We start from the raw sequence: 25,484 nt of genomic DNA, 5'->3' as shown, positions 1-25,484 counted from the left end.
CTGTTGAAATGTGGTATAATAAGCAATATGATTGAAAATGAAAATACAATGGAAGATTTGTACTGTATTGGTTGTGGTGCAAAAATTCAAACTGAGGATAAAAATGCACTTGGCTTTTTGCCTGCGGGTGCTTTGAAGAAAAAAATAGCTGAACGCGACCAAATGGAAGCTGTTCAGGCTGGAGATGAGGGAAGCGAAGCTTCTATCAAAACTGAGGATTTATACTGTCAGCGTTGTTTCCGCTTGCGCCATTATAATGAGATTGCACCGACAAGTTTGACGGATGCAGATTTTTTGCGTTTGCTTAAAGAAATTGGTCAACATGACGCTTTGATTGTCAATGTGGTTGATATTTTTGACTTTAACGGCTCTTTGATTCCTAACCTTCATAAATTGACTGGTGGAAATGATTTACTCATGGTTGCCAATAAACGTGATGTTTTACCAAAATCACTAAAAGTTGGGAAATTAACTGCTTGGTTAAGAGAACAAGCGGCTTCACGTTCGCTTAAACCTAAAGATATCTTAGTGACTTCAGCTCAAAATAAAGATGATGTGGCTGAATTGATGGAAACTATTGAATACTACCGCCGTGGGCGTGATGTCTATGTGGTTGGGGTAACGAATGTTGGTAAATCAACTTTGATTAATGCAATTATTAAATCAGCTTCAGGTTCTGAGGATGTGATTACAACTTCACGTTTCCCTGGGACAACTCTTAATAAGATTGAAATTCCGCTTGATGAAGATTCGGCATTGATTGACACACCGGGAATTATTCACCGTGGGCAAATGGCTCATTATTTGGAACCAGAAGATTTGAAATACGTGTCACCGCGTAAAGAAATTAAGCCGAAAACTTATCAGCTCAATCCTGAACAAACATTGTTCTTTGGTGGTTTGGCACGTTTTGATTTTATAAGTGGCGAACGTCAAGGAATGACGGCTTATTTTGACAATGAAATCAACGTTCATCGGACGAAACTTGAAGGTGCAACTGAATTTTATGAAAAGCATAAAGGAGAACTCTTGGCTCCTGCTTTAGTTGGTGCTAAATTGGTTCGTCGTGAGTTTAAAATTACTGACAAATCGGATATTGTCTTTTCTGGTCTCGGCTGGGTTCGTGTGCCACAAAAAGCAGTTGTGGCAGCTTGGGTGCCAGAAGGTGTGGATGTAGTTGTTCGTAAGGCTTTGATTGGGTAAAGAATATTCACAGTTTGTCTTGTAAAATTACTGACAGAATTTCTGTCAGTAAAATCTTGGAGAATTAAAATGGAAGAGACTAGTCAGGATATTGGTTTTACGCGTAATAATCAGTGGTTTCGATATCGGGCAGCTGGAATTATTATTAAAGATGATGCTGTTTTGATGGTTGGCAATGACCACAATGATTATTATTATTCGGTTGGTGGTGCCGTGCAACTGGGTGAAACGGCCGAGGAGGCTTGTCTGCGTGAGCTTTATGAGGAAACTGGTTTACAACTTGAAATCGAAAGATTAGCTTTTATCCATGAAAATTTTTTTACAGGTCAGGAAAGTGTTTTTTTAAATAAGGTCAATTGTCATGAATTGAGTTTTTATTTTCTGATGAAACCACTGACAGAAAATCTGTCAGTAAAATCGGAGAGTTTTGGGACTGATGGTAGCAAAGAATTTTTGAAATGGATTCCAATTGCTGAGTATAAAAATTACAAAGCTTTCCCGACATTCTTTGCTGACGAGCTGAAAAATCTGTCAGTAAATTCTCAAATCAAAAGAATTGTGACAACTGAATAAATAAATGAACAGAGTTTGGTTCCATAACAATTTTAGACTAAACTCAGCTGACAAAAATAAAAAAGGAAAATTTTACTAAAAATTTGATAGATTTAGAAGAAAAACAAGAAAGAGTTCTCCTTGCAGGAGTGGAAACAGCTGAAAATTTTCAGGCTTTTGAGTCATCAATGATTGAACTTGCTGAACTGACAAAAACAGCTGGCGGCTTGGTTATTGACCAATTCACTCAAAAAAGAGAACGTCCAGATAGTCGGACAATGATTGGTTCTGGAAAATTAGAACAAATGCGTTGGGCGATTGAAGTGGGTGAAATTGATACGGTTATTTTCAATGATCGCTTATCACCAAGGCAAAATGTCAATTTAGAAGAAGCTTTGGGTGTCAAAGTCATCGATAGAATGCAATTGATTTTGGATATTTTTGCTATGCGTGCGCGCTCGCATGAAGGAATGCTTCAAGTTGAAGAAGCCCAGCTCAATTATCTTTTGCCTCGTTTGGTGGGACAAGGGATTATGCTCAGCCGTCAAGGTGGGGGAATTGGTTCTAAAGGGCCGGGTGAAACCAAGCTTGAAACAGATCGACGTTATATTCGCACTCGAATTGAAAACATTGATAAAGCCCTCAAAAAAGTTGAAAAAACAAGGGAAAATATTCGTCAAAAACGCTCGAAATCAGGAATTTTTCGGATTGGTTTAATTGGTTACACCAATGCCGGAAAATCCAGCATTATGAATGCTTTAGTTGGGCTTGATAAAGAACAATATGAGCAAAATGAACTTTTTGCGACTTTGGATGCCACAACAAAAGCAGTTAAACTGGTTGAAGATTTTACGGTGTCACTGACCGATACTGTCGGTTTTATCCAAAACCTGCCAACAGAGCTGATTAAAGCATTCAAATCAACACTAGAAGAATCAGCTAATGTTGATTTACTGATTCATGTTGTGGATGCCAGCAACCCTCATCACGAAATTCATGAACAAACAGTATTAAAAATCATGGAAGATTTGAAGCTTACCAATATTCCTGTGCTGAATGTTTATAATAAAATGGATATAGCACCAAGTGATTTCTTGCCAACTTTATCGCCAAGTTTACAACTCTCAATTAAATCTGAAAGTGGCGTGCAATGGCTGAAAACAGCAATTTTGGAAAAATTACATGAACTTTTTGATGCTTTTGAGTTAGAGTTACCTTACGAAAAAGCCTATCAGTTACCTGAATTACGAAAAAGTGCCTTGGTGCAATCAGTGGTTGAGGGTGAAGAAGGGTATCTGATTAAAGGATTGATTGCGCCTGAATTGAGTTGGAAATTACCCAATAACTAAAGGTTGCCGGAAATTTTAAAAATAGAAATAGGAAAAATTAAATCATGGAAATGAACGGAAAACAAAAACGCTACTTGCGTAGCTTGGCAGTTAATATTAAACCAATTGTTCAAATTGGCAAAAGTGGTTTGTCTAATGAAATTTTGACAAGCATTCGTAATGCTGCTGATGCACGTGAACTAATCAAAGTTAATATTTTACAAAACTCAGATGAAGTGGCAACAGATGTGGCAGAAGCAATTGAAGAAATGGGACTTGATGTGGTTCAAATCATCGGTCGAAATCTCATTGTGTTTAAAGTTTCTGACCGCAAAGAAAATCGCAAAATTTCGGTTGAAGTTAAAAATATTGTGAAATAAAGTGTTCTAAAAAATAATCAAAGACTAAGATATAATGGGTGAACAAATGGCAATAGATTTATTGACTCCTTTTACAAAGGTAGAATTAAAAGCTAAAGAAGACGAGAAACGACGGGCAATCGGACTTTTTTGGGGTAATTTTAATCCTGTTCATGTTGGCCATTTGACAATTGCTGACCAAGTGCGCCAAGAACTTAATTTGGAAAAAGTTGTCTTTTTACCAGAACATAATACTGACGGGCATGTTGCAGCTATGCTGACCGCAGCTATTGAAGATTGTCCTGGTTTAGAAGTAGACGCTTGTCGCCTGAAAGCTAAAGATGGCGCTGATATTTATCAAACGGTACTTGAGCTTCATGAAGAAAATCCAGATTGTGATTTTTATTTTATTATCGGTGGTGACATGATTTCTGGTTTAGCTCATTGGGCACATATTGATGAGTTATTAGAATTAGTTCAATTCGTTGGGATTCGTAGGCCTCGTTATCGGGCAGGAACTTCTTATCCGATTATGTGGGTGGATGTTCCAATGATGGATATTTCTGGAAATTTGATTCGGGAACAATTGCACCGTGGAATTAAACCACATTTTCTTTTGGCACCGAAGGTTTTAGATTACATTTTGAAAGAAGGCTTATATGTTTGACTTTTATCCAGAAGTGAATTTATCAAGAGAGGATTTGTTAGCGAAAATTGCTAGCATGGTCAAAAAATCACGTTTTGAACATATGCTCGGTGTGGAAAAAGCAGCGATTGCGTTAGCGCAAAAATATGAAGTTGACCCGCATAAAGCAAGTTTAGCTGGACTTTTACATGACTATTGTAAAGAAGTGGATGATGAAACTTTTCTAGCCTTGATTGATAAATATGGCTTAGATTCTGATTTGAAAAATTGGGATAATAATATTTGGCATGGAAAAGTCGGAATTTATAAAATGCGTGAAGATTTCGGACTTGAAGATGAAGAAGTTTTAAGGGCGATTGAGATTCATACGGTCGGAGATAAAGAAATGTCTGGTTTGGCTAAGGTGTTGTATGTAGCAGATTACATTGAGGAAGGTCGAACATTTCCTGGGGTCATTGAAGCCCGTGCCGTTGCTAATCAAGATTTAAATCAAGCAGTTGCTTTTGAAACCATGCGTTTGGTTGAGTATTTGGCAGAACGTCGTTTGACCATTTACCCTCAAACTTTTGAAGCCTATAATGCTTTTATTGGTTATTTGTCTTGAAATATCGTTAGAGATAAACTGCTTATTATGAACAGAGGAAAATGAATGATTAGAAAAGCTGAAATGAAAGATTATCTTGACATTGCTCGCCTTTCTGGAGTACTTGGTTATCCAATTTCTGAAGTGGCTGTCAAGAAAAATCTTGCACGTATTTTAAAAGATGCTGACCATGAATTTCTTGTTTTTGAATTGGGAGAAAGAGTGACAGCTTTCATCGAAGCGGAAATTTATGCTCCGGTTTATGCTGAACAAGTGATGCTAAATGTCTTAGGTTTAGTTGTGGATGAAAAAAATCAAGGACAGGGAATTGGGGCTCAATTACTTAATGCCTTAGAAGAAAAGGCTAAAGCGAGAGAGATTAAAGTTATTAGACTGAACTCCGGAGTGAAAAGGCATGAGGCGCATCAATTTTATGAACATCAAGGTTATACCAGTAATCATTCACAGAAGCGTTTTTTAAAATTTCTCTAAAAATAATGAATATAACAGGCAACTTTTGGTTGCTGTAACTTTTTATGTTAAAATAAGTGGGTCTAGTTTTTACATTTGATTGTAAAGAAGCTAGAGAAAATGAATAATAAATCTTAAAAAGATTTTTAATGAATAAAAAGAGGCAAAAAGTCTCGGAGGAAAGAATTGGATTCAAAAAAATTACTTGAAGTGGTTGTAAAAGCAGCCGATGATAAAAAAGCACTTGATATTGTGGCCTTAGATATGTCTGAAGTGACATTTGTTGCAGATTATTTTGTGATCATGGAAGCAATGAATAGCCGTCAGTTAGATGCAATTGCTGATAATATTGCTGAAGCGGCTGAACTTGCTGGAGCAAAAGCAGCAGGTCATATTGAAGGCGATGCAAAAACAGGTTGGGTTTTGATTGACCTTGGTGATATCGTAGTCAGTGTCTTTGGACATGATGAACGTGGACACTTTAATTTAGAAAAACTTTGGTCTGATGCACCAATGGTAGATATTTCTGGATTTATGGCTGAATAATTAATAGCTTTGTCGGTCTTACTGACAGAGCTCTTATTTATTTTAAAATTTACTGACAGCCCTATTAAAAGAGCTGTCAGTAATTCTAGAAAGGGCTGAAATGGTATTTTACGAAGATTTTTCGAGAGTCTATGATCAGGTCATGGACCAAGAACTTTATGAGCAATGGCTTGATTTTACAAAAAGACATTTACCAAAAGAAACAAAATCAGTTTTTGAATTAGCTTGTGGCTCTGGTGCTTTATCAGTTCGTTTGGCCCAAGAAGGTTACAAAGTGACCGGACTTGATATTTCTGAAGAAATGTTAACTTTGGCCAGTAAAAAAGCTCGACAAGCTGGTTATCAACTTGATTTTACTGCTGGAGATATGCGCGAACTTTCTGGACTTGGAAAATTTGATGCGGTAACTTGCTATTCTGACTCACTTTGCTATTTGGAAAATTTGGATGAATTACAAGCTACGTTTGATGGTGTTTTTGAAATACTAAATGAAGGTGGAACTTTTATTTTTGATGTGCATTCAACTTATCAAGTAGATGAAGTTTTCCCCAATTACTCTTACCATGAAAATGCGGAAGATTTTGCTTTTTTATGGGACTCATTTGCAGGAGAAGTTCCACATTCTATTGTCCATGAATTAAGTTTTTTCATTCAGGGTTCTGATGGGAAATTTACACGAAAAGACGAAGTTCATGAAGAACGGACTTATCCAATCGACGATTATCTCGCACGCTTGGCAACTGCTGGCTTTAAAGAAGCGATGGTCTGTGCAGATTTTACTGACGAGGCGCCGAGCGAAGAAAGTGCGCGTTGGTTCTTTGTCTGTAAAAAATAATCGAAAAATATTTCTGTCAGTTACTGACAGATTTTTTTAGAGGTAGAAAATGAATAAGATTACAGGAATTATTGCCGAATTTAATCCATTTCATAAAGGACATGAATATCTTTTGAACCAGATTGAGGGCATAAAAATAGTAGCCATGTCAGGGAATTGGATGCAGCGAGGTGAGCCTGCTATTTTTGATAAATGGACGAGAGCACAAATGGCTTTAGCTTGTGGTGCTGATTTAGTGGTTGAATTACCTGTCACTGTTTCGGCACAGGCAGCTGATTTTTTTGCAAGTGGTGCTGTGGATATTTTAAAAAATCTTGGAATTACTGACCTGGCTTTTGGTTCAGAATCAGCAATTGATTATAATGAAATTGCTGATATTTATGAAAAAAGAGGGGAGGAAATGGAAAGTTACATTCAATCATTAGCTGACCAGCTTTCCTACCCTGAAAAAACTCAAAAAATGTGGCAGCATTTTACGGGAATTGAATTTGACGGGAACACACCAAATCACGTCTTAGCTCTTGCCTATGCTAAAGCAGCGGCAGGTAAACAAATTAATTTACAAGCGATTAAACGCGTCGGAAAATTTCATTCACTAGAGCTGACAGAAGGATTTGCTAGTGCAACCGCACTCCGTCAGGAGTTATTTTCACTGACAGAAAGGCAAAATTTACTGACAGAGCAAACTAATCAATCTGTCAGTAATAAATTGGTGCTGACAGACTTGTCAGCAATAAAAAATCATGTTCCGTCAGCCATTTTAGCGGCTTATGCAAGTCCAAAAACTAATTGGGCAGCTTATTTTCCACTTCTGCAATATAAAATTCGAGTTGATGAGCACTTGGAAAATATTTTTCAAGTCAATCAAGAACTTTCTGTCCGCTTAAAAAAGGCGGTCAAATCTGCTAAAAATTTTGATGAATTGGTCGAACAAGTTTATACCAAACGTTATACGAAAGTACGTGTTCGTAGGCTTTTAACTTATATTTTGTTAAATATTCCAAAGCAGTTTGATTTACCAGAACAAATTCATGTGCTAGGCTTTTCAAAAACTGGTCAAGAAATTTTAGCTCAAAATCGGGGAAAAATTATCAGTAAAATTGGGCAAAACCCATGGGACAACTTGACACAAAAAGCTGATGAAATTTATCAATTAGGAAATGTTCAATTTGAAGAACAAAATTTTGGTCGAAAACCAATTCGTTCATCAATCAGATAGACATTTACGATAAATATTTGTAAATAACGTAAAAATATGTTATGATAAAAAGAAAAGGAATTTTTATTATGACTGAAAAAAGCATGAAGAATCTTGTCAAAGTGACGGGGATTCTTAACATCATTGGTGCTGCCTTGGTTGTGCTTTCAACCATCGTTTCAATGGCTTCACTATCGCAAGCACTCAATTCAACTGGTTCAAACAGCTTTGAAGCCGGATTTAATGCAGCAAATTCTGGCCCTGCTATGTTTATCAAAATTATTATTGGGTTTGTAGGAATAGCAACATTTATCCTTGCGATTATTTTACTTCGCCAAAATAGAAGATTCAATTTGAGCAATGCAGCAGCAATTTTAACACTGATTGCAGGAATCTTTGCTTGGGTTATTATATTTGTTTCGCTTGTTTTATGGATTATTGCTGCCGTGTTCTTATTAAGAATGAAAATAAAAGAAGGTGAAGAAAACTCTAATGAAATTTCCTCACAAGAATAATCCCTGATGAAATTAAAGTAAAATCCCGTAAAATCGGGATTTTTTTGATTTCTCATAGACGAGCCTTTACAAATTGTGATATAATATGATAGAAAAAATCATGCAGATTAATCCTCTGCCAATAATTTAAATAAAATTTCAAGGAGATTATTCCAATGGGACGTAAATGGGCCAATATTGTTGCTAAAAAAACCGCTAAAGACGGTGCAACTTCTAAAGTATATGCAAAATTCGGTGTTGAAATCTATGCCGCTGCTAAACAAGGTGAACCAGATCCAGAATCAAATTCATCATTAAAATTCGTTATTGAACGTGCCAAACAAGCGCAAGTTCCAAAACACGTTATTGATAAAGCAATCGATAAAGCCAAAGGTGGTGGTGATGAAACTTTCGTTCAAGGACGTTATGAAGGATTTGGACCAAATGGTTCAATGGTTATCGCCGAAACTTTGACTTCAAATGTTAACCGTACAATCGCTAATGTCCGTACTACTTTCCACAAAAATGGTGGGAATATCGGAGCAGCCGGTGCTGTCAGCTATATGTTTGACAATACAGGGGTGATTGTTTTTGAAGGAACTGACCCTGACCATATCTTTGAAATTTTGCTTGATGCTGAAGTTGATGTTCATGATGTGACCGAAGAAGAAGGAAATATTGTTGTTTATACAGAACCAACAGACCTTCATAAAGGAATTGCAGCACTTAAAGAAGCTGGAATTACTGAGTTCTCAACAACAGAATTAGAAATGATTCCTCAATCAGAAGTTGAACTTTCACCTGAAGATTTAGAAATCTTTGAAGGACTCATTGATGCTCTTGAAGATGACGATGACGTCCAAAAAGTTTATCATAACGTTGCAAATCTCTAATTTGAAAATAAAAAATCTGTCATTAAGGCAGGTTTTTTTTATTTATAAATTTGATATAATAAAAGCATGTCTAGCCCGAAAATTGATTATAAAAAATCTGATAAAAATTATTATTTACCAAAAGGAATTTCTTTAATTGAGCTGCCTGCCCTTAATTATCTAATGATAGATGGCAAAGGAGCACCAACAAGTCCAGCTTTTCAAGAAGCCATTCAATATTTGTATGCGACAGCCTATATGATTTCAATGTCTTATCGAAACCCAGACTTTATAATTGAAAATTTCCAACCTTTTGTGGTTCCGCCTCTTGAAGGTTTATGGACCAGTAAAAATGAACCTAGAGCTGGTAAACTAGATAAAAATGACTTTATTTGGCGATTGATGATTAGAATGCCCGATTTTGTGGATTCTGAAATAGTTGAAAAAGCTAAGAAGTTAGTTGAGAGTAAAAAAGGATTTGATTTATCAAAAGTTAAATTTGAAGCTATTCAAGACGGATTATGTCTGCAAACCATTCATTTAGGTTCTTTTGATGACGAAGGGGAAAGCTTTGAGAAACTCTTTGAGTATGCTAAAGAACATGATTTAAAAGCTGTTTACAAAGAATTTCATCATCGAGAAATTTATATCAGTGATTTCAGAAAGACAGCAACAGAAAAATTGAAAACAACCCTCCGAATTTTTGTGGAGAGAGGACAAGAAAAATGAAGAAAACAGATTGGTCACAACCCTTACGCAATCGATTAGCAGAAGATTATTTTCCTAAAATGATTGAATTTATCAATCAGACTTATCAAGAGGGCAAAGTATATCCACCAGAAAATCAAATTTTTCGGGCGATTGAATTGACTCCTTTGGCACAAACAAAGGTTATCATTGTTGGGCAAGACCCTTACCCTCAGCCCGGGAAAGCTCAAGGCTTGGCTTTTTCTTATCCTGCTACTTTCAAAGTGAATCGTCCAGACTCGATTGTTAATATCCAAAAAGAATTGCGTGAGGAAGGTTTTTCTAAAGATGACAGTGATTTGACGGCTTGGGCCGAACAAGGTGTTTTACTTCTAAACGCAGTTCTGACCGTACCTGAGTTTGCTTCAAATGCCCATGCTGGTAAAATTTGGGAACCGTTGACAGACGAAATTATCAAGATTGCCTCAGATGATGAGCGACCAAAAGTTTTCATTCTTTGGGGTGGTTTTGCTAGAAAGAAAGCCAAACTAATTGATGGAAGTAAGCATCTCATACTAGAAGCGGCGCATCCGTCACCTTTGTCAGCAAGTCGTGGATTTTTTGGTTCGCATCCTTTCTCAAAAACCAATGAATTTCTGGTTGAATCTGGTCAAAGTCCAATTGATTGGAGTAAATAAAAACAGTCTGATTTGACTGTTTTTTTATTTATTTAAAAATAAAGAACGATTTTTCCATGTGCGTGACGATTCATCTGTAAGTTGATTGCTTCCAAATAGTCATCGATAGAGTACTTAGCTGCAATTGGAACCGTCAGTTGATGATTAGAGATGGCATTTAAAATCATTTCCATATCAGAAGGAAGAGCTTCGCCACCTGTAGCCGTTGGAATCCCAGCTGGAGGCTCTGGATACATGATGACAGTCGACATCTTATCGGCTTTGACTCCTAATTCGAGAGCAGCTTTAAGCATTTCATGGCTGAATAGATCGATAGCCGCCGTGATTTCTTTATTTTTCAAACGGTCAGCCAGACCCGGGCCATAACTTATTTGTTCGGCACCTAAATCTTGTAGGAAGTCAGCGGTAGAGTCAGAAGCAGTACCGATTACTTTAGCGCCTAAATTTGAGCAAGTTGAACCGTAAAAATTCCTACGCCACCGGCTGCACCACCAACTAAAAGAGTATCCCCTGCTGTTACGTGAGCTTTTCGCAGAGCAACTGCCGCAGTATGGCCAGCCACGGCAAGAGTAGAGGTGACGTCATCTTCTACAAAATCGGGTCTATGAAAAAGTCCACGTTCTTTCGTTGAAAAAATGAGTTGTTCGGTTGCTGCACCTCTCATTGTTGTTCCAAAAACATGGTCACCAACTTTAAAGTCGGTCACTTCTGGACCAATTTCATCGATTATTCCAGCAAAATCATAGGCAAAAGTTTGGGGAAGTTTGACACCAAAATTTGGAGCCACTTCAGGATTTCCCATAATAGCCCAATCCATTGGATTGAGTCCAACATGACTGACTTTGATAGAAACTTCGTCAGCTTTTGGATGGACGAGAGGAAGGTCCACGAGTTGAAGAACATCGGGTTTACCAAATGTTTTGTATTGTAGTGCTTTAACCATTTATTTTCTCCTTAATGTGCTTTATCAACTTTTCTTGACAGTTTTAAAGGCATTTTATATAATGTCAGTAACTGACATTTGAGAATAGTATAATCCTTTAGAGGAGTCTTGTCAAGGGAAATGTCACAAACTGACATTTAGGGGAAGAGATGAAAAAAACAAGTCAAGAAAAATTATATGAAGCAGCCTTGGAATTGATTACAGCGCAAGGTTATGAGAATACAACTGTTCTACAAATTGCCACCAAAGCTGGTTTAACAGAGCGAACATTTTTTCGTAAATTTAAAAATAAAGCAGATATTTTCTTTGCTGGCGGTGAGCAATACAGCCAAATGTTACTGACGAAAATGAAAGAATCAAAAGCGAATAATCCTTTGGCTATTGTTCTTGAAAGTTATTTTTACGCTGCAGACTTCTTTGATGAACATCGAGAAAGAACAGTCAAAAGACAAAAAATAATTGCCAGTCACCCAGATTTGGAAGAACGCGAACTTTTAAAACAAAGCAAAATCGAAGAACTATTAGTTGAATATTTACTGATAGCTTATGGTGAAAGAAGTGCAAGATTAGCTGTTCGCCTAGCTCGAGCAGTTTATAGTGTGGCTTGGGAAGAATGGTTAGAAAATGATGCTGACAGTTTACATCATTTATTAGAAAAATCAATTGCAGACTTTAATGAACTCAAAAATTACTGACGGAAATACTAGCATATCCGTAAATGCGCTAAAGCGCAAACGGCTATCCTATGACAGAAGTTTTGTCAGCAAAATAAAAACTACTGACGAGCCTGTCAGCAGTTTTTTTCCTATTCTAAGCCTTTTTTCCAAGGGTCGAGCCAATTGACAAAAAGAGCGATGAAAAGAAGTAATCCTGAGATAAGAGCAAGCAAGTGCATGCCGTTAAATAAGGTGTGACGCAAAGGGGCAATAAGATTTACTGGAATATTTTTTAAAGCTTTTGCATCAGAAATTTGATTAAGAAGTGTTGTTGTAAGTTTTGGATTATGTGCTGTTGCCTCAGTAAATGTACGATTAAGGGCAATGGATAGCCCAGATAAAACAAGCGTTGTTCCCATTGTTCTTAGTAGTGCATTAACCGCGGTCGCTGCACCAATCAAATGCTTAGCAACACTTTCTTGAACCGCAACTTGCAAGGTGATATTGACAATTCCAAAGGCAGTTCCAAGAATTGCTGTTGCCACAAAGAGCATCATAATTGAGGCATGTTCAGGCAAGCTAAATAAGAAAATTGCCCCTAAAACCATAATGGAAAATCCAATATAGATTGTTTTCTTTTCTCCCACTTTTTGAATGAGATGATTGACATTTCTAGTGCCTATAACCAGCATGATTGCTGATGGAATCAAAACCATTCCGCCGACTAAAGCCGTTGCGCCCATGACTCCTTGTCCCCAAGTAGGCAGATAATTTGTGTAAAAACCAAAGAAGCCATATTGCATGAAAAACATGATATTTTTAGCGATAAATGAAGGGTTTTTGAAAAGTTCAAGTGGAACGATTGGGTCAACTGCCCGTTTTTCAGCAAAATAAAATCCGATGAAAAAGAGAAAACTTACAACTAATAAGATAAGGAGGAGAGGAAGATTAATGACTGCATTTCCCATCATTTGGAAAAGCAACATTATTGCAATGACAGCGATGGATAAAGAAGCAGAGCCAGCAAAATCAATTGATTTTTTAGTATGGTCTGTTTTCAAGTCGAAATTTTTCCAAACAATAAAAGCCATATAAATCCCAATTGGAATATTGATGAAAAAGACCCAACGCCAGTCAAGTAAAGTGACAATCAGCCCCCCGACAATTGGTCCTGCAATAGTTGAAAATGAATAAGCAGCGACAGTATTTCCAATCACTCGTCTTCGCTCATCGGCTTGATACATCATTCCATAGATGACAAAAGGAAGTTGAATCATCACACCAGCACCAAGTCCCATGAGCGCGCGTGCGACAATAACCATTAGCATATTAATGGCTAATCCTTCGCCGAGAGAACCTATTGTAAATAAGAGTGTGCCAAGCACAAACATTTGTTTATATTCAAAGCGTTCGGCTAATTTCGTCCAAATGGGAGAAGAAACCGCCATGAGGAGCATATAAATGGTTACAACCCAACTCATTAATTTAATTCCATGTAATTCCGCCATCATTGCAGGTAGAGCGGTCGCTACGATTGACCCTTCTAAACCTGCCATCACATTGGAGAGCATAAAGGCTCTTATGGAACGTTTTTCTTGTATTTTATTCAATTTTTACTCTTTTCTATTTTAAAATAAGATTCAAAATGCGGTGGTTGACACTTTGAAATCAACATGCTATATTATAGCAAGTTAGAGTTACTCTAAGTCAAGAGAAAAAATTGACTTTTTATTAATTAATAAAATAAAAAAGTAAAATTGCCATAAAAAAGTGATTTTTATAAGTTCAAAGGAGAAAAAATGGTTACGATTGCGACAGTTGCAGGGAGAACAGGAATTTCAGCCTACAATCTACGATTCTATGAAAAAGAAGGATTAATCTCAGTTCCACGCACTAAAGCTGGAATTCGTGATTTTGATGAGGCAATAGAATCAAGAATTAATGCCATTCGCCATTATCGCTGTGCCGGATTGAGCCTAGCACAAATTAAAGAAGTTTTTGCCAATACAGATAAGCATGAAATGATAATTGGAGTTTTAAAAGCTCGTAAAAAGGAAATGGAAAAAGAATTAGCCGAACTTGAAAAATCGATGGCTTATTTGGATAAAAAAATTAATATTCATCAAGAACGCTTAAATGAGGAGGCGACAAAGCTAGTCTAGTTTGACAAGGTCTTTTCCATTTGATATAATAGGAAAGTCGTGTGAAAGACCACGAACTCTCGAGCTGGAAATGGGGTGAAAATCTATGTCAAAAACACTTGTACGCAAAAATGAATCACTTGACGACGCACTCCGTCGCTTCAAACGTTCAGTAACAAAAGCTGGAACTCTTCAAGAGCTTCGCAAACGTGAACACTACGAAAAACCTTCTGTAAAACGTAAACGTAAATCAGAAGCAGCACGTAAACGTAAAAAATACTAATTAGAATTTTTAATCACTGACTTTTGTCAGTGATTTTTTAGTTTTAAAATAGCAGCCTACCACTTTTGGTGGGTTTTTTGTATTCTAAAAGTCTTGTTTTTAAATTAAGTTAAAATAATTACTTTATTTTTACTAAAGTTTCTAATTAAGCGTATAATATTAAATAATCAGAAAACAAAAAATATTCACTAAAAGGAGGTTTTGCATTGGAAAATCAGAAAAAGCACTTTCAGATGAAGTCATCAAGTAAATTTTGGTTACTTAGCACTGGAATTCTTTTAAGTTTGTTAGTGACTAGTCTGCCTTTAGCAGTAAAGGCTGATGAAAATTTGGCTGTTACCCCACCAAGTCAAACTGAAGCTGTCACCGATCCAACTGTAAATTCTTCTCTTGCCGTGTCTGATTCGACAACCGAAGGAAATGCAGGAAGTTCACAGGCAGAAGTGCCCACTTCGCAGGTAAGCTCATCAGCTTTAGAGGCAAGTTCACCAACTTCACAAGCAAGCTTAGCTCCAAGTACAGAAGGAAGTGCGAGCTCATCGGGAGTTTCAGCTTCAATGAGTTCAAGTTCAGCACCGACAAGTTCCTCGACTTCAAAAGCCCCAAGTTTCCCGATGGATTCATCAAAAGCAAATGTCACAATTGCTTCAAGCCTATCGGCGAGCGGAACAATCATAAATCCTGCTCTCACAAATGGTTCAATTGCCAGCCAAGCCAAAATGGTCAAGACCCTGTAATCAGCTCGATTTCTGCGACCGGTTCAGTCGCCAATGACATTACAGGACCAGCCACGCTAGATGGTATCAATATTACAATCAAGGCTAATAATCTTGTGTCCAATAACTTTTTAACGCCTGATGGTCTTCATTGGTCGGCAAATACAGAGGTTATTCCAATCACAGGTCAAACAACAGGTCAAATCAGTACTGAAAACTTTGGACAAACGGACGGCCCGACCATACCTGCGACCACTTATACTATGAATGCAGGAGATTCTGGACGAATTACTAATGTTGGAAGGACCCTAGCCGGAACCAATCTAGATTTGATCTACAAAGTCATTTCAGCAGATGAATCAAGTTGGCAAGTCCCCGCAGAAAGTACGTCTGACTGTCCGATTGGATTGGCTTTTACAGGCGAACAAAACATTACCAATTCCGACGGAAACTCGATTGTCGCCCTCTACTACGGGGCAAATAATGTCAATCTCAATTATCAAATCGTCGTACATAATACGAATTTTCAAATCCCTGTTCTCGCCTCTTTTATCACAACGGATATTGATATGGCCCAAGGAGTCAAAACCAATCTTGCCAACCTTTTAACGGTCATTCCAAAGACCACTAATCTTGCGACAGATTCAAGTGGTGTTATTTATGATACTACAAGCCCTGATACCGACTTGAATGGTCAAGCTAGTCTCCCTTATGGCGGTTATCTGGGTGTCGGTTTTCTGTCAAACTTTGACTATGATTTTTACAGCCCAGCACCAGTACGTAGTGGAGATTCTTATCAATATTCGCAAGGGGTTCGCTATGACCTCTTTGGTTCAGCGCTTCAAGCACATTTGACGACCCAAGTCAGAGATATTGTTTATCTTAACTATTATGATGCGGACGAAAACAATCAGCTTATCGTTCCCCAACATCAATTTATCTGGTTTCCAAATGTTTCTTGGAATGTACCAGCCAGTAAATTCCCACATTATGCTTATGGACAAGAAAGTCAGCACAGAAATGGGAACACAATAATAGTTGGTGATTATTATCACATCCAAAGTACCGTCACTTATGATTATTATGGTACGGACGGTATTTATCTAGGACAACAATCAATCACGGGGCTTTATAACAAGCCATATTCGGTCAATGTCCCTTATAACTTTGGTAATTACTACATCGAAGGAAGCACCACAGAGTCAGGACTTTATCCGAAAACTGATGAAACGTTAGATGTTTACTACAAATATGTTCCACCGATTGTTTATTACAACACGAGCAATCCCTATGCGACGACTTATTATGCCAATGGCTACGAGTATGTGCCGAATTATATTGCGCCAGTGATTTATTATGCACCAACTTATGATAATTATGACTATGATGGAGGTTATTCTTATTTTGGTGGAAATGGTTATTCGTCAGGCGGAGGATATAGTAATTCTAACGGAACTTACTATCCAAATTATGTACCACAATCTGCTTATTATTCTAAAGAAGCTCAACTTGTTAGTGAAGATAATTATAACGGTGGAGGTAGTAGAAATGGTGAAAACTGGTGGTCAGATGAAGGAAGAGACCAAGTTTTTGGTTTGGGAGCAGAAAAATTTGCTCAATGGGGACTTATGATAGGAGAAGAAAGTCCTGTTAGTCCTATTGTTGGACCTGCCATAACTTTTGGTACTGAACTTGCGAAAGGAAAAGGGATAGATGATGCGACAGCTAAATCTTCTGCAGAATTGGGGATAAATTTAGTTGTAGGTGGGATGTCTACACTAGCTATTGCTGGTACTACTGCACTTGCACCTGCAATAGCTATCGGAGTAGCTGCTTTCATTGTAATGCGTGGGATATCTATTGGATATGATTATCTTTATGACCACCGCAGAAAACGGAAGTGAGGTGTCGATAGATGATTATCAATTTTTATACTAATGAAGAATCTTGTTACGGTTTTGAAAATAAAACACAAATGGTATTTGTGAGAAAAAATGAAGTCACTAGTGAAGGAAATCAAAAAATGCTGTGGTCAATAATTGGAAGCGGTTCCTTATTGTCACCATTTTTGACAGATTTTTCTTTATACTTGAATCATTTCTCAAATGAAATGAATATTTTATTGTGGCTGTTATTATCTTCCCTAGGGCTTTGCATAATTTCCTTTTTAATATCTTGTGTTTTTATTTTAATAACAGATAGGAAAAATGAAAAGTTATTTAAAGCTAGTGGACAAAATCGTGCCCTATCCCAGAACGAATGGAGGGATATTGAAAAATATGAGAGCTCAAATCGTCTAAGGTTAGCTATGATTTGGGGAGCTATTGTTTTATTTATGTCGATACTTTTTCCATTGGGAAATTTTTATCTTACTCACAATGATGGGTTTATTTTTGCTTTAATACAAACTTTGATTTTTGGTATAACTGTATGTTTCCTTTTGTTTTATATAAATCATAGAGCGACTAAGAATAGAAGAAAAATTTTAAACTTACATAATAGTATGATTACTTAAACAACCATAGAAAGAAAAAAGATGAAATAGACATACGCTAATAGAGGTATAGTTGACATCGGAGGAAACGCAGATGAACGGTATGGCTATAATTATAAAAATAAAGAACTATTTATAAAGAGTAATAAAAAATAACAGGGATGGGCATAGTAACTTTTGCAATCTTATCATCAGTTTTTCAGTCTTCCACGGTAAATTTTGTAGAAAGCCATTCTCCCAAGATTTCTCCTGTAAAATGGGCAATTTTGACGACGACTATTTTATTACTTTTATCTTTTGTTATAGCATGGTTGAGCTTATATTTTTCAGAAAAAATTTACTAATTATCGAAATTTTGAAAAAGTAGAAGATATAAAAAGACTAGAAAAACTTTATAAAATCAAGGACAAGGTATTTGGAAATATCCTCATAATCTGTGATCTGATTTTTGGAGGAATAGGTATAACATTAGGTGGAACTTATACTGAGTCAGGAGATATAGAACTTTGGTTAATCTACATTATTGATTTAATGCTTGTCAATATGCTTGTCTATATTTACTGGTTTTATATCAGTAGGGCAAGAAAATTTAGAAATCAAGCTATCAAAGAATTAGAAAAGAGAAAGGAGAAAGGAGGTTGAAAAATGAAAAATGATATTGATGAAAATAAAGAAAAAGAAGTGATTCAGAAAGCGTATCATTACAATAAATTTCTGGTAATCTGGTTTATAGCTGTGTTCATAATTCTTGTGCTGCGGATTACAAAGATTATAACAGACTCATACTTAGCTTGGGGTTTTGGTTTACTTATCGTGATTTATGCGATTTCCCTTCATGTTCAAAATCATAAATTAAAAATAAAAAGCATTGCTTCGATTTTAGTTTATATTTTCAATATTTTGAGTGGTTTGAGTGCTTTCTTAATTATTTTAGCAAATCAAGCTCATAACCTTTTAGAATTAGAGATAGGCGCGCTGTTAGCATTATTAAATTTTATCTTACAAGTTTTAGCTGCTATTTTTGCACTATTGTCAGCGAGAAAATTGCGAAAACTCTATCCTGATATTATTGATAACAGAAGAAAGAAAATATAATAATTTTTCCCACTTTATAAAGTTCGTTTTTAAAAGTTACTTTATCTGTCAGTAAATTTTGTTAAAATAGAGGATAGAGGGGGATAAGATGACTAAGATTAAACATATTTTTTCTGACCTAGACGGGACTTTACTTGATGACCAAGGTAAAATTTCCAAAAAGACTCAAGAAGTGATTGAAAACTCTAATCTTCCGTTTTCTTTGGTTTCAGCAAGAGCACCTCAAGCGATGGAGAGTCTAATTAATCAATTGAATTTAAAAAGCTCACAAGTTGCTTTTAATGGCGGGCTTATTTTTGCTAAAAATGAAGTTATTAAAGCAAATCCAATGGTTCATGCTAGCGCTCAAGAATTGATTAAGACAATCAAAAAAGATTATCCTGAAATAAATCTACCCCTGTACAGTTTAAGCGATTGGTATGTTGAAAAGATTGATAAAGACATCGAACAAGAAATGCAATTTACTCCACAGGTTCCTAAGTTAGTAGATTTGGAAACATTGATAACTGAGCGACCAAGACTAGAAATATTTAAAATTCTTTTGATTACACCAAATGAAAGTAAGTTAGAAGAAATTAAAAAACATTTAGAAAAGCTAAATTTTCCTGATATAATCATTCAAAAAACTTGGGAAACGTATCTTGAGATTACACATCTTGAAGCTCAAAAAGCTAAAGCAGTCCAATTTATTGCTCAAAGAGAACAGTTAGAGCAAAGCGAACTTGCAGCATTTGGCGATAATGAAAATGATTTAAGTATGTTAAAAGCTGTTGGGTTACCAATTGTCATGGCAAATGCTTCTGATGACTTAAAAAAAATAGGAAAAGTGATTACGAAAAGCAATACAGAAGATGGTGTCGCTTATGGAATTCAAAAATATATTACTGACAGCCTTTTTTAAATTCATTTTTAAAAATAAAAAAATCTGTCAGTAAAAATCTTTTAAAAGTAACCCTTTACAAGCTAAAAGTAAAATTCTCAAAGCCAAATTATTCGAATTTGTGATATAATTAACCTATCGATTTGAATTGAATCAGCATGGTGCTTTTTCAATCTCAACAAAAATATCTTATAAGGAGAATTTTTCCAAATGGCAAAATTGACTGTAAAAGACGTTGAACTTAAAGGCAAAAAAGTCCTCGTACGTGTTGACTTTAATGTTCCAATTAAAGATGGCGTAATCACAAATGATAACCGTATCACTGCTGCGCTTCCAACAATTAAATACATCCTTGAACAAGGTGGACGTGCAGTCCTCTTCTCTCACTTGGGACGTGTTAAAGAAGAAGCTGACAAAGCTGGTAAATCACTTGCACCAGTAGCTAAAGCTCTTTCTGAAAAACTTGGTCAAGATGTTGTTTTCCCAGGAACTACTCGTGGAGCAGAACTTGAAGCAGCAATCAACGAACTTAAAGATGGAGAAATCCTTCTCGTTGAAAACACTCGTTTTGAAGACATCGACGGTAAAAAAGAATCTAAAAACGACCCAGAACTTGGTAAATACTGGGCTTCACTTGGTGACGGAATCTTCGTTAATGACGCATTTGGTACAGCTCACCGTGCTCATGCATCAAACGTTGGTATCTCAGCAAACGTTGATAAAGCCGTTGCTGGTTTCCTTCTTGAAAACGAAATTGCTTATATCCAAGAAGCAGTTGAAGCTCCAGAACGTCCATTCGTAGCAATCCTTGGTGGTTCAAAAGTTTCAGATAAAATCGGTGTTATCGAAAACCTTCTTTCAAAAGCTGATAAAGTTATCATCGGTGGTGGGATGGCTTACACATTCTTGAAAGCTCAAGGTTACGAAATCGGAACTTCACTCGTTGAAGATGACAAACTTGATCTTGCTAAAAAATTGCTTGAAAAAGCAGCTGGAAAATTGATTTTGCCACTTGACCACAAAGTTGCTAACGCATTTGCTGGTTACACAGAAGTTAAAGAAACTGCTGACCAAAATATTCCTGCAGGCTTCATGGGACTTGACGTAGCAAGCAAAACAATTGCTGACTACAACACACAACTTGAAGGTGCTAAAACAGTTGTTTGGAATGGTCCAGTTGGTGTATTTGAAAACCCAGACTTCCAAGCAGGTACTGTTGGATTGATGGAAGCTATCGTTAAACAACCAGGTGTTAAATCAATCATCGGTGGTGGTGACTCAGCAGCAGCAGCAATCAACCTTGGTTATGCAGATAAATTCTCATGGATTTCAACTGGTGGTGGAGCTTCAATGGAACTCCTCGAAGGTAAAGTACTTCCAGGACTTGCAGCTTTGACTGAAAAATAATCTAAAAGCTAATAAATAAAAAGAGTTTGATTTTTGAAATCAAGCTCTTTTTATATCTGTGCTATAATTTGGTTATATGAAATTCTATAATTCAACAAATGAAATTCCAGAGGAGATGTTAAAAGGGATTGATTTGACTTACCCTCAGTTGACTTATCTACCAGAAACTGGAATTCTCTATGATAATACATATAATGAAAAAACAGTTCCAATTATTTCAGGTGGAGGAAGTGGTCATGAACCGGCCCATGTAGGTTACGTTGGTTCTGGAATGCTTGCGGCAGCTGTGACTGGTCCTCTATTTATACCACCAAAGTCTAAAAATATTTTAAAAGCTATTCGCCAAGTTAACTCAGGCAAAGGCGTTTTTGTGATTATCAAAAATTTTGAAGCTGACTTAAAGGAATTTAATGAGGCAATAAAAGAAGCGAGAACTGAAGGAATTGATGTAAGATATATTGTCAGTCATGATGATATTTCGGTAAATGCTTATAATTTTCATAAAAGACATCGAGGAGTTGCTGGAACAATTTTACTTCATAAAATTCTCGGTGCTTTTGCTAAAGAAGGCGGAAGTATTGATGAAATTGAACAATTAGCCCTGTCACTTTCCCCAGAAATTTATACTTTGGGTGTTGCCTTAGCACCTGTTCATTTTCCTCATCAAAAGACTTCATTTGTTCTAGCTGAAGATGAAGTTTCTTTTGGAATTGGAATACACGGAGAACCCGGTTATCGTGTTGAAAAATTTGAAGGCTCAGAGCGTATTGCCATAGAGTTAGTAAATAAGTTAAAAGCAGAAATTAACTGGCAAAAAAAAGCAAATAAAAATTATATTTTGCTTGTAAATGGTTTGGGTTCAACAACATTAATGGAACTTTACAGTTTTCAATATGATGTGATGCGCCTTTTAGAACTTGAAGGCTTATCTGTTAAGTTTTGCAAAGTTGGAAACTTAATGACAAGTTGTGATATGTCAGGAATTTCATTAACGCTTTGTTCTGTTAAAGATCCTAAATGGTTGGACTATCTGAATGCTCCAACGGGAGCTTTTGCATGGTAATCAGCTTTCAAAAATTTTAATTTGAGCAAGTAAAAGATTTACAATCTGAGAATAAAGCTTTTCTAAAGAATTTCCTCTAATGATTGATTCTCTAGTTATTGCACAAATTGCTGCAGCATTATAACGACATATAAAAGATTTTTCTAAGTCTGACCAATGATAGTCAGACTTTTTTTCTTGGTCAAAAATAACCTTATCAAGTAAGTTTTCCCATTGAATAAGGAAAAAGTGTTCAAAATTTTTATCTATAACAAATATTTTTTGATAAAAAATTTGATTTTCATCTAAGTAGCGTAATAAGAGTAAGAGTTCATTTTGCCAGCCATAATAATCCGAATTATCATTAATTAATTCGGCAAAATCATTCTCAAAAATCCAAGATAAAAGCTCTTCTTGGTTCTGAAAATAATTATAAAAAGTTTGTCGTCTAATTTTTGCAGTTTGCATGATATCACTGACAGAGATCTGGTGATAAGCATTACTTTGCATCAGGTCTTTAAAAGCTTTTGCAATAATTTTTTGTGTAATGATTGATTTTTTCATATTTAAAAAGAAAGCGGACACATTTTGCGATTTGTCCCTTATTTTTATGGACTTTATATTTTATACTAAGTATAACATAAGAAACTCAGGAGGATGAGTGATGAAAAAAATTATTAATCAACCACAAGATGTGGTCTCAGAAATGTTAGACGGATTAACCTATGCTTACGGGGATTTGATTGAAAAAGTTCCAGATTTTGAAATTATTCAACGTAAAAGTCCTAAAAGTGGAAAAGTTGCCTTATTATCAGGCGGGGGTTCTGGACACGAACCGGCTCATGCTGGCTTTGTCGGGGAAGGAATGCTGTCAGCAGCTGTTTGTGGAGCTATTTTCACATCACCAACGCCTGATCAAATTTATGAGGCAATCAAATCTGCTGACGAAGGAGCTGGAGTACTCTTAATTATCAAAAATTATTCAGGCGATGTGATGAATTTTGAAATGGCACGAGAAATGGCTGAGATGGAAGAGATTAAGGTTGAGCAAATTATTGTTGACGATGATATCGCCGTTGAAAATTCGCTCTATACTCAAGGAAGACGAGGAGTTGCTGGAACAGTCCTTGTTCATAAAATATTAGGCGCAGCTGCCCATCAAGAGGCTTCTTTAGATGAAATCAAAGATTTGGCTGATAAGGTCGTCAAGAATATCAAGACTATTGGCTTAGCTTTGTCAGCCGCAACAGTTCCAGAAGTTGGAAAACCTGGTTTTGTTCTTGATGATAATGAAATTGAATATGGCGTAGGAATTCATAGTGAACCCGGATACCGTCGGGAAAAAATGAAAACTTCTTATGAGCTAGCAACAGAACTGGTTGGAAAGTTGAAAGAAGAATTCAAATTTGAAGCTGGTCAAAAATATGGAATTCTTGTAAATGGTATGGGAGCGACGCCACTAATGGAGCAATTCATTTTTATGAATGATGTTGCAAAATTACTGACAGAAGAAAATATTGAAATTCTTTTTAAAAAAGTTGGGAATTATATGACTTCAATTGATATGGCAGGCTTGTCACTTACAATGATTAAGTTGGAAGATGACCAATGGCTCAAAAATCTTAATGAAGACGTGAAAACTATTTCTTGGGGATAAGGAGAGAGAATGTTAACAATAGATACAACCATTGAATGGTTAGGAAAATTCAACGAAAAAATACAAGAAAATAAAGCTTATCTAAGCGAACTAGACGGACCTATTGGTGACGGGGATCATGGTGCAAATATGGCTCGTGGGATGTCTGAAACAATGAAAGCATTGGAAGTTTCAAACTTTGGAAATGTCTCAGAAATCTTTAAAAAAGTGGCTATGACCCTAATGTCAAAAGTAGGAGGAGCTTCTGGTCCTTTGTATGGTTCAGCCTTTCTAGCCATGAGTAAGACTGCCACAGAAACTTTGGATACAAGTGAATTAATTTATGCTGGACTAGAAGCTATTCAAAAAAGAGGAAAAGCTCAAGTCGGTGAAAAAACGATGGTTGATATCTGGTCAGCATTTTTAAATGACTTACAAACTGATTCAGCTTCCAAAGATAATTTAGAAAAAGTTGTTAAAGCAAGTGCAGGACTTTTAGCTACAAAAGGAAGAGCTTCTTATCTTGGGGAACGCTCAATTGGGCACATTGACCCTGGAACACAATCAAGTGCTTATTTATTTGAAACACTTTTGGAGGTAGTAGCATGACTTATGGAATTGTAATCGTTTCTCATTCCCCTGAGATTGCCTCAGGACTAAAAAAATTAATTCGTGAAGTTGCTAAAAATATTTCGCTAACCGCTATAGGTGGTTTAGAAAATGGCGAAATAGGCACCTCATTTGACCGAGTTATGAATGCTATTGAAGAAAATGAGGCAGACAATCTCTTAACATTTTTTGATTTAGGAAGTGCTCGAATGAATTTGGATTTGGTTTCTGAAATGACAGACAAAGAATTAACCATTTTTAATGTCCCGCTCATTGAGGGAGCTTACACAGCGAGTGCTCTCTTAGAAGCAGGAGCAACTTTTGAAGCAATAAAAGAGCAGTTAGAAAAAATGATGATAGAAAAATAAGGTAAAGCAATGACATTACAAATATTGGGAGAATTTCTGGGCACTTTCATCCTTGTATTATTAGGAAATGGGGTTGTCGCAGCAAATGTTTTAGGTAAAACAAAATCGGAAAATGCAGGTTGGGTGACTATTGCAATTGGTTGGGGCTTAGCCGTTGCTGTCGCTGTCTGGGTAGTTGGCTTCTTTTCACCCGCTTATCTCAATCCAGCCTTGGTCATTGGTTTTCTTGTCTTAGGGAAAATAAAGATTGGCTTAGCATTTGCTTTTATTGTAGCCGAATTTTTAGGTGCTATGTTAGGTGCTGTCGCCGTTTGGTTACATTATTATCCTCATTGGGAAGAAACAAAAGATTCTTCTCTAATCTTGGCAAGTTTTGCCACAGCACCCGCTATTCGTCATTCTTGGTCCAATTTTTTAGGAGAAGCTTTTGATGGGGCGCTACTCATGATACTGATTATGGCAATGGGCCATTATCGTCTGGAAGGTGGTTTTGGTCCAATTATTGTCGGTTTTCTTATTATGGCAGTTGGTTTTTCTTTAGGACCAACAACTGGCTACGCGATGAATCCAGCACGTGACCTAGGTCCGAGAATAATGCACGCCCTTTTACCAATCAAAAATAAAGGAACTTCCAACTGGAGCTATGCTTGGATTCCAGCAACTGGTTCAATTGTTGGTGCTGTAATTGCTGGACTACTCTATCAATGGATGTTGACGCTTCATTGATAGTATCTAAAAAATA

30 protein-coding genes and 1 pseudogene are annotated in these 25,484 nt (G+C 36.5%); 27 read left to right on the top strand and 4 right to left on the bottom strand.

What is annotated here, in order from left to right; all coding sequences use genetic code 11:
• Window positions 1–27: 27 nt before the first annotated feature.
• From yqeH to MHB61_RS07645, 14 genes are all read left to right on the top strand, one after another.
• On the top strand, window positions 28–1,203 hold the full coding sequence (gene yqeH / locus MHB61_RS07710; protein ID WP_161935106.1) for a ribosome biogenesis GTPase YqeH: 1,176 nt from the start codon (window positions 28–30) through the stop codon (window positions 1,201–1,203).
• Between the two features lie 69 nt (window positions 1,204–1,272).
• The gene (locus tag MHB61_RS07705; RefSeq protein WP_137016401.1) at window positions 1,273–1,776 is read left to right on the top strand and encodes an NUDIX hydrolase; all 504 of its coding nucleotides are present in this window, start codon (window positions 1,273–1,275) and stop codon (window positions 1,774–1,776) included.
• An 83-nt stretch (window positions 1,777–1,859) separates the two neighbouring features.
• Window positions 1,860–3,104, top strand: a complete 1,245-nt coding sequence (gene hflX, locus MHB61_RS07700; protein ID WP_003129826.1) for a GTPase HflX — start codon at window positions 1,860–1,862, stop codon at window positions 3,102–3,104.
• A 44-nt stretch (window positions 3,105–3,148) separates the two neighbouring features.
• A complete protein-coding gene (yhbY, locus tag MHB61_RS07695; protein ID WP_003129828.1) occupies window positions 3,149–3,463 on the top strand; it encodes a ribosome assembly RNA-binding protein YhbY in 315 nt (104 codons plus the stop codon).
• 46 nt (window positions 3,464–3,509) lie between these two features.
• Window positions 3,510–4,109 (top strand): nicotinate-nucleotide adenylyltransferase, encoded by a 600-nt coding sequence (locus tag MHB61_RS07690; RefSeq protein WP_012897052.1) that lies wholly within the window; start codon window positions 3,510–3,512, stop codon window positions 4,107–4,109.
• Window positions 4,102–4,692: a bis(5'-nucleosyl)-tetraphosphatase (symmetrical) YqeK gene (gene yqeK, locus MHB61_RS07685; RefSeq protein WP_003129830.1), complete on the top strand. Its 591-nt coding sequence runs from the start codon at window positions 4,102–4,104 to the stop codon at window positions 4,690–4,692. The genes MHB61_RS07690 and yqeK overlap by 8 nt, the downstream gene beginning before the upstream one ends.
• 45 nt (window positions 4,693–4,737) lie before the next feature.
• On the top strand, window positions 4,738–5,163 hold the full coding sequence (locus MHB61_RS07680) for a GNAT family N-acetyltransferase (RefSeq protein ID WP_003129831.1): 426 nt from the start codon (window positions 4,738–4,740) through the stop codon (window positions 5,161–5,163).
• A gap of 165 nt (window positions 5,164–5,328) precedes the next feature.
• Window positions 5,329–5,688: a ribosome silencing factor gene (gene rsfS / locus MHB61_RS07675; RefSeq protein ID WP_003129832.1), complete on the top strand. Its 360-nt coding sequence runs from the start codon at window positions 5,329–5,331 to the stop codon at window positions 5,686–5,688.
• Window positions 5,689–5,788: 100 nt separating this feature from the next.
• Window positions 5,789–6,523 carry a class I SAM-dependent DNA methyltransferase gene (locus tag MHB61_RS07670; protein WP_010905221.1) on the top strand — a complete coding sequence of 245 codons (735 nt, stop codon included), beginning with the start codon at window positions 5,789–5,791 and terminating at the stop codon, window positions 6,521–6,523.
• 49 nt (window positions 6,524–6,572) lie between these two features.
• Window positions 6,573–7,742, top strand: a complete 1,170-nt coding sequence (locus MHB61_RS07665; protein ID WP_137016399.1) for a nucleotidyltransferase — start codon at window positions 6,573–6,575, stop codon at window positions 7,740–7,742.
• A 68-nt stretch (window positions 7,743–7,810) separates the two neighbouring features.
• A complete protein-coding gene (locus MHB61_RS07660) occupies window positions 7,811–8,236 on the top strand; it encodes a hypothetical protein (protein WP_014570363.1) in 426 nt (141 codons plus the stop codon).
• Window positions 8,237–8,391: 155 nt separating this feature from the next.
• Window positions 8,392–9,108: a YebC/PmpR family DNA-binding transcriptional regulator gene (locus MHB61_RS07655; protein WP_003129836.1), complete on the top strand. Its 717-nt coding sequence runs from the start codon at window positions 8,392–8,394 to the stop codon at window positions 9,106–9,108.
• Between the two features lie 66 nt (window positions 9,109–9,174).
• On the top strand, window positions 9,175–9,816 hold the full coding sequence (locus tag MHB61_RS07650; RefSeq protein ID WP_003129837.1) for a GyrI-like domain-containing protein: 642 nt from the start codon (window positions 9,175–9,177) through the stop codon (window positions 9,814–9,816).
• The gene (locus MHB61_RS07645; protein WP_003129839.1) at window positions 9,813–10,472 is read left to right on the top strand and encodes a uracil-DNA glycosylase; all 660 of its coding nucleotides are present in this window, start codon (window positions 9,813–9,815) and stop codon (window positions 10,470–10,472) included. The genes MHB61_RS07650 and MHB61_RS07645 overlap by 4 nt, the downstream gene beginning before the upstream one ends.
• Window positions 10,473–10,504: 32 nt before the next feature.
• On the opposite strand, the gene MHB61_RS07640 is transcribed toward MHB61_RS07645, so the two are convergent.
• Together MHB61_RS07640 and MHB61_RS07635 are read right to left on the bottom strand one after the other, a co-directional pair.
• Window positions 10,505–10,765: a hypothetical protein gene (locus tag MHB61_RS07640; protein WP_249351767.1), complete on the bottom strand. Its 261-nt coding sequence runs from the start codon at window positions 10,763–10,765 to the stop codon at window positions 10,505–10,507.
• 146 nt (window positions 10,766–10,911) lie between these two features.
• Window positions 10,912–11,415 (bottom strand): alcohol dehydrogenase catalytic domain-containing protein, encoded by a 504-nt coding sequence (locus tag MHB61_RS07635; protein ID WP_249351765.1) that lies wholly within the window; start codon window positions 11,413–11,415, stop codon window positions 10,912–10,914.
• Window positions 11,416–11,564: 149 nt separating this feature from the next.
• On the opposite strand from MHB61_RS07635, the gene MHB61_RS07630 reads away from it, so the two are divergent.
• Window positions 11,565–12,110 (top strand): TetR/AcrR family transcriptional regulator, encoded by a 546-nt coding sequence (locus MHB61_RS07630; protein WP_003129841.1) that lies wholly within the window; start codon window positions 11,565–11,567, stop codon window positions 12,108–12,110.
• A 110-nt stretch (window positions 12,111–12,220) separates the two neighbouring features.
• On the opposite strand, the gene MHB61_RS07625 is transcribed toward MHB61_RS07630, so the two are convergent.
• Complete coding sequence (locus tag MHB61_RS07625; protein WP_014570364.1) at window positions 12,221–13,642, bottom strand: MDR family MFS transporter; 1,422 nt, start codon at window positions 13,640–13,642, stop codon at window positions 12,221–12,223.
• A 228-nt stretch (window positions 13,643–13,870) separates the two neighbouring features.
• Between MHB61_RS07625 and MHB61_RS07620 the strand changes: the two genes are divergently transcribed.
• From MHB61_RS07620 to dhaQ, 8 genes and pseudogenes are all read left to right on the top strand, one after another.
• Window positions 13,871–14,233 carry a MerR family transcriptional regulator gene (locus MHB61_RS07620; RefSeq protein ID WP_137016397.1) on the top strand — a complete coding sequence of 121 codons (363 nt, stop codon included), beginning with the start codon at window positions 13,871–13,873 and terminating at the stop codon, window positions 14,231–14,233.
• A gap of 85 nt (window positions 14,234–14,318) precedes the next feature.
• Window positions 14,319–14,495: a 30S ribosomal protein S21 gene (gene rpsU, locus MHB61_RS07615; RefSeq protein ID WP_003129844.1), complete on the top strand. Its 177-nt coding sequence runs from the start codon at window positions 14,319–14,321 to the stop codon at window positions 14,493–14,495.
• A 206-nt stretch (window positions 14,496–14,701) separates the two neighbouring features.
• Window positions 14,702–17,115, top strand: a pseudogene (locus MHB61_RS07610) (cell wall anchor protein).
• A gap of 11 nt (window positions 17,116–17,126) precedes the next feature.
• Window positions 17,127–17,726: a hypothetical protein gene (locus MHB61_RS07605; protein WP_003131153.1), complete on the top strand. Its 600-nt coding sequence runs from the start codon at window positions 17,127–17,129 to the stop codon at window positions 17,724–17,726.
• 624 nt (window positions 17,727–18,350) lie between these two features.
• Window positions 18,351–18,800: a hypothetical protein gene (locus tag MHB61_RS07600; RefSeq protein ID WP_003131154.1), complete on the top strand. Its 450-nt coding sequence runs from the start codon at window positions 18,351–18,353 to the stop codon at window positions 18,798–18,800.
• A gap of 88 nt (window positions 18,801–18,888) precedes the next feature.
• Window positions 18,889–19,701 carry a Cof-type HAD-IIB family hydrolase gene (locus MHB61_RS07595; protein WP_003131155.1) on the top strand — a complete coding sequence of 271 codons (813 nt, stop codon included), beginning with the start codon at window positions 18,889–18,891 and terminating at the stop codon, window positions 19,699–19,701.
• Window positions 19,702–19,890: 189 nt separating this feature from the next.
• Window positions 19,891–21,087 (top strand): phosphoglycerate kinase, encoded by a 1,197-nt coding sequence (locus tag MHB61_RS07590; protein WP_003131156.1) that lies wholly within the window; start codon window positions 19,891–19,893, stop codon window positions 21,085–21,087.
• A 76-nt stretch (window positions 21,088–21,163) separates the two neighbouring features.
• On the top strand, window positions 21,164–22,150 hold the full coding sequence (gene dhaQ, locus MHB61_RS07585) for a DhaKLM operon coactivator DhaQ (RefSeq protein ID WP_003131157.1): 987 nt from the start codon (window positions 21,164–21,166) through the stop codon (window positions 22,148–22,150).
• On the opposite strand, the gene dhaS is transcribed toward dhaQ, so the two are convergent.
• Complete coding sequence (gene dhaS, locus MHB61_RS07580; RefSeq protein ID WP_003131158.1) at window positions 22,151–22,693, bottom strand: dihydroxyacetone kinase transcriptional activator DhaS; 543 nt, start codon at window positions 22,691–22,693, stop codon at window positions 22,151–22,153. It lies immediately after the preceding gene.
• A 100-nt stretch (window positions 22,694–22,793) separates the two neighbouring features.
• Between dhaS and dhaK the strand changes: the two genes are divergently transcribed.
• From dhaK to MHB61_RS07560, 4 genes are read left to right on the top strand one after another with little or no spacing between them, the layout of a single operon-like run.
• Window positions 22,794–23,786: a dihydroxyacetone kinase subunit DhaK gene (gene dhaK / locus MHB61_RS07575; RefSeq protein WP_137016395.1), complete on the top strand. Its 993-nt coding sequence runs from the start codon at window positions 22,794–22,796 to the stop codon at window positions 23,784–23,786.
• A 9-nt stretch (window positions 23,787–23,795) separates the two neighbouring features.
• Window positions 23,796–24,374 carry a dihydroxyacetone kinase subunit DhaL gene (dhaL, locus tag MHB61_RS07570; RefSeq protein WP_003131160.1) on the top strand — a complete coding sequence of 193 codons (579 nt, stop codon included), beginning with the start codon at window positions 23,796–23,798 and terminating at the stop codon, window positions 24,372–24,374.
• A complete protein-coding gene (dhaM, locus tag MHB61_RS07565) occupies window positions 24,371–24,742 on the top strand; it encodes a dihydroxyacetone kinase phosphoryl donor subunit DhaM (RefSeq protein WP_003131161.1) in 372 nt (123 codons plus the stop codon). The genes dhaL and dhaM overlap by 4 nt, the downstream gene beginning before the upstream one ends.
• Before the next feature lie 9 nt (window positions 24,743–24,751).
• Window positions 24,752–25,468: an MIP/aquaporin family protein gene (locus MHB61_RS07560; protein ID WP_014570367.1), complete on the top strand. Its 717-nt coding sequence runs from the start codon at window positions 24,752–24,754 to the stop codon at window positions 25,466–25,468.
• Window positions 25,469–25,484: the final 16 nt, after the last annotated feature.

Origin of the sequence: Lactococcus sp. FSL K6-0773 (assembly GCF_038006485.1) — a bacterium.
Lineage (GTDB): Bacteria > Bacillota > Bacilli > Lactobacillales > Streptococcaceae > Lactococcus > Lactococcus lactis.
Note: the sequence above shows the minus strand (reverse complement) of the source record. Positions and strands in the feature narration are given on the sequence as shown.